Source organism: Chloroflexus sp. (genome assembly GCF_034435895.1).
GTDB lineage: Bacteria > Chloroflexota > Chloroflexia > Chloroflexales > Chloroflexaceae > Chloroflexus.
The window spans coordinates 1-3,034 of sequence record NZ_DAOTWH010000059.1; the positions used below are offsets into that span (position 1 = coordinate 1).

Annotated in this window: 2 protein-coding genes; both read left to right on the forward strand. The window is 61.4% G+C overall.

Translation table 11 applies throughout. The features are described from left to right. Positions 1-229: 229 nt before the first annotated feature. Positions 230-1,795 (forward strand): L-glutamate gamma-semialdehyde dehydrogenase, encoded by a 1,566-nt coding sequence (gene pruA / locus U9R81_RS03565; protein ID WP_322494150.1) that lies wholly within the window; start codon positions 230-232, stop codon positions 1,793-1,795. A 188-nt stretch (positions 1,796-1,983) separates the two neighbouring features. After that, complete coding sequence (locus U9R81_RS03570; protein ID WP_322494151.1) at positions 1,984-2,841, forward strand: DUF72 domain-containing protein; 858 nt, start codon at positions 1,984-1,986, stop codon at positions 2,839-2,841. The last annotated feature ends 193 nt before the right edge of the window (positions 2,842-3,034 follow it).

A 3,034-nucleotide genomic window follows, 5' to 3' on the forward strand; every position in this document is an offset into this window, starting at 1 on the left:
CGCGGCGGGCCGAGTGGCGCTCGGCCCCGACCGCTCGGCTCGCAATGACAAGTCGGAAGGGGCGTTTCCCCGAACATAAAAACACAATCTTTTTGTGTCTTTTGCGTCTCTTTGTGGCGATTGTTCACTATCCGGCAGCGCGGGAAAGGGCTGATGCTTAGCGCGGTTCGCCCGTTTCCCTGCTACAATGAGCAGTGATGGCAGCCCCATAATGGCAAGGAGAATAGATATGCTGACCCCCTTTCAAAACGAACCGTTTGGCAATTTTGACAGCGGCAACCGGCGCGCGGCGATCCAGCGGGCGATCCGGCATGTCGCCGGGCAACAGGGAGGAACTTACCCGCTGGTGATCGGCGGTGAGCACATCATCACCGAGCGCAAGCTGGCCTCGATCAACCCGGCTGAGCCGAAGAAGGTGGTTGGCTACGCCAGCAGCGCCTCGCAAGAGCAGGCCCATCAGGCGGTAATGGCAGCCGACGCCGCCTTTCGCTCGTGGTCGCGCACACCGGTGAGCGCGCGAGCGCAGGTATTGTTGCGCGCAGCGGCGATTATGCGCCGGCGGAAGGAGGAACTGGCCGCATGGATGATGCACGAAGTCAGCAAGAATTGGGTCGAAGCCGATGCTGATGTGGCCGAAGCGATCGACTTCTGTGAGTGGTATGCGCGGCAAGCGATCGCGTTGCAAGGCGAGCGGCAACCGCTCGTGCCCTATCCCGGCGAATTTAATGAGTTGCGCTATATTCCGCTGGGGCCAGGGTTGGCAATTCCGCCGTGGAATTTCCCGCTCGCGATTGCAACGACGCTGACGGTGGCGCCAATTGTAGTTGGGAATACGGTCGTGCTCAAGCCATCGCCGCGCGCGCCGGTTATAGCCAATCTGTTGGTGCAGATTTTGGAAGAAGCTGGCTTGCCGCCGGGAGTGGTCAATCTCATCACCGGCGAAGATGCGGTGATCGGTGATTTTCTGGTTGACCACCCGCTGGTGCGGTTCATCGGCTTCACCGGTTCAAAGAATGTCGGTCTGCGTATTCAGCAGCGCGCCGCCGTGCGCCAACCCGGCCAAAACTGGCTCAAGCGCCCGATCCTTGAGATGGGTGGCAAGGATGCGATTATTGTCGATGAGACGGCTGATCTCGAAGCGGCGGCGACTGGGATTGTCGTGAGCGCCTTTGGGTTTCAAGGCCAGAAATGCAGCGCCTGCTCGCGGGCAATTGTGGTTGATCAGGTTTACGATCAGGTCTTGCAGCGGGTGATCGAGAAGACCAAGGCGCTGCGACTGGGCAACCCGACCAAGCCGGAAACCGATATGGGAGCGGTGATCGACCAGCGCGCCTTCGATTCGATCAGCCAGTATATTGCGATTGGGCAGGAAGAGGGCCGGCTGGTGGCCGGCGGCGAGGTGATCGATCACGAATTGGTGAAAGACGGCGGCTTCTTCATTAATCCTACCGTCTTCGCCGATGTCAAGCCGCATGCCCGCATTGCCCAAGAAGAGATTTTCGGGCCAGTGCTAGCCTTTATCCGCGCCGCCAACTTCGACGAGGCGCTGGCGATCGCGAACGATACCGAATACGGCCTGACCGGCGGTCTCTATAGCCGCAACCTCGAACGGCTGGAACGGGCGCGCGAGGAGTTCCACGTTGGCAACCTCTACTTTAACCGCAAGTGTACCGGTGCGCTGGTGGGAGTGCAGCCGTTCGGCGGCTTTAATATGTCGGGCACCGACAGCAAGGCCGGCGGGAGCGATTATCTACGTCTATTCACCCAACCCAAAGTGATCAGCGAGCGGTTCTAGAACGAGGCTAAGACGCAGAGGGGGCAAAGGCGCAGAGAGGGTAAACGCAAAGGCGCGAAGTTCGCAAAGAGCGCCAAGGGGGTTGGGCGGGGTTGGTTTGGGTAAGGTGATGGCCAACCTACCATGTAGTTCTCCGTATTGCCCCTCTGCGTTTCATACCTATCAGTTTTGTGGGTTAGGGCACAACCATGATTAGAATTGGTTGCGCGGTATGGGCCTACCCCGGCTGGGTAGGTGACTTGTTCCCGCCGGGGACGCGCAGCAGCGAGTTTCTTAAGCTCTATAGCCGGCAGTTGACGACGGTGGAAGGCAATACGACCTTCTACGCGACGCCAGCGCCGGCAACGGTGGCGCGGTGGGCCACCGAGACGCCAGCTATCTTTCGGTTTTGCTGCAAATTGCCGCGCGAGGTAAGCCATACCGGGCCGCTGGCCGAGAAGTTGCCGCAGGCGCGCGCCTTTGTTGAACGGATGCAGGGGTTGGGGGAACGGTGCGGCCCGTTCTTCCTGCAACTGCCGCCGGGGTATGGCCCGGCCCGCCGCGCCGATCTCGAGCGGTTCGTGGCCGGTTGGCCGCGAGAAGCGGAACTGGCGATCGAGGTACGCCACCCCGACTGGTATCTGCCGGTAGGGGAAACGCCGCTGATGGAGTTGCTCGAGCAGTACCGGATCGGACGGGTGATTATGGATGTGCGCCCGATCCGCGATCCGAACGATCCCGGCGGGGCGCTGCTAGATGATGCCCGTGAGCGCAAGCCTGATGTGCCGTTACGCCCGTTGCGCAGCAGCGGGCCGACGCTGGTGCGCTACATCGGCCATCCCGATTTGGCGCGCAATGCGCCGTTTCTGGATGAATGGGCGGCGCGGATCGCGGAATGGGCCGCGACCGACCCGAATATCTACCTGTTCATGCACTGTCCCGACGAAGCGCAGTCGCCGCATCTGTGCCGCCAGATCGTGACCCGGCTGCACATATTGGGCGCGCCGGTGGCCGCGGCAGGGGATAGTCCGCCTGAAGCGCCAGCGCAGTTGGGATTGTTTGGGTGATGGGCAAGACATGGGCTGCTACGATGACGATGCCCGCATTGACCCGATGATGGAGCGACACCGATGCATCTTGCTACCTTATTTGGGCGCACGTTGCGCCAAGCGCCTGCCGAAGCCGGTTCAGCGGCAGAGCAGTTGTTGTGGCGGTCAGGGATGCTGCGCGCGCTGAGCGACGGCGCGCCAGCGTTGTTGC

What these genes read in the sequence shown, in the direction of transcription:
- pruA (WP_322494150.1), top strand. Translation starts at nt 230, where the DNA reads ATGCTGACCCCCTTTCAAAACGAACCGTTTGGCAATTTTGACAGCGGC.
- U9R81_RS03570 (WP_322494151.1), top strand. Translation starts at nt 1,984, where the DNA reads ATGATTAGAATTGGTTGCGCGGTATGGGCCTACCCCGGCTGGGTAGGT.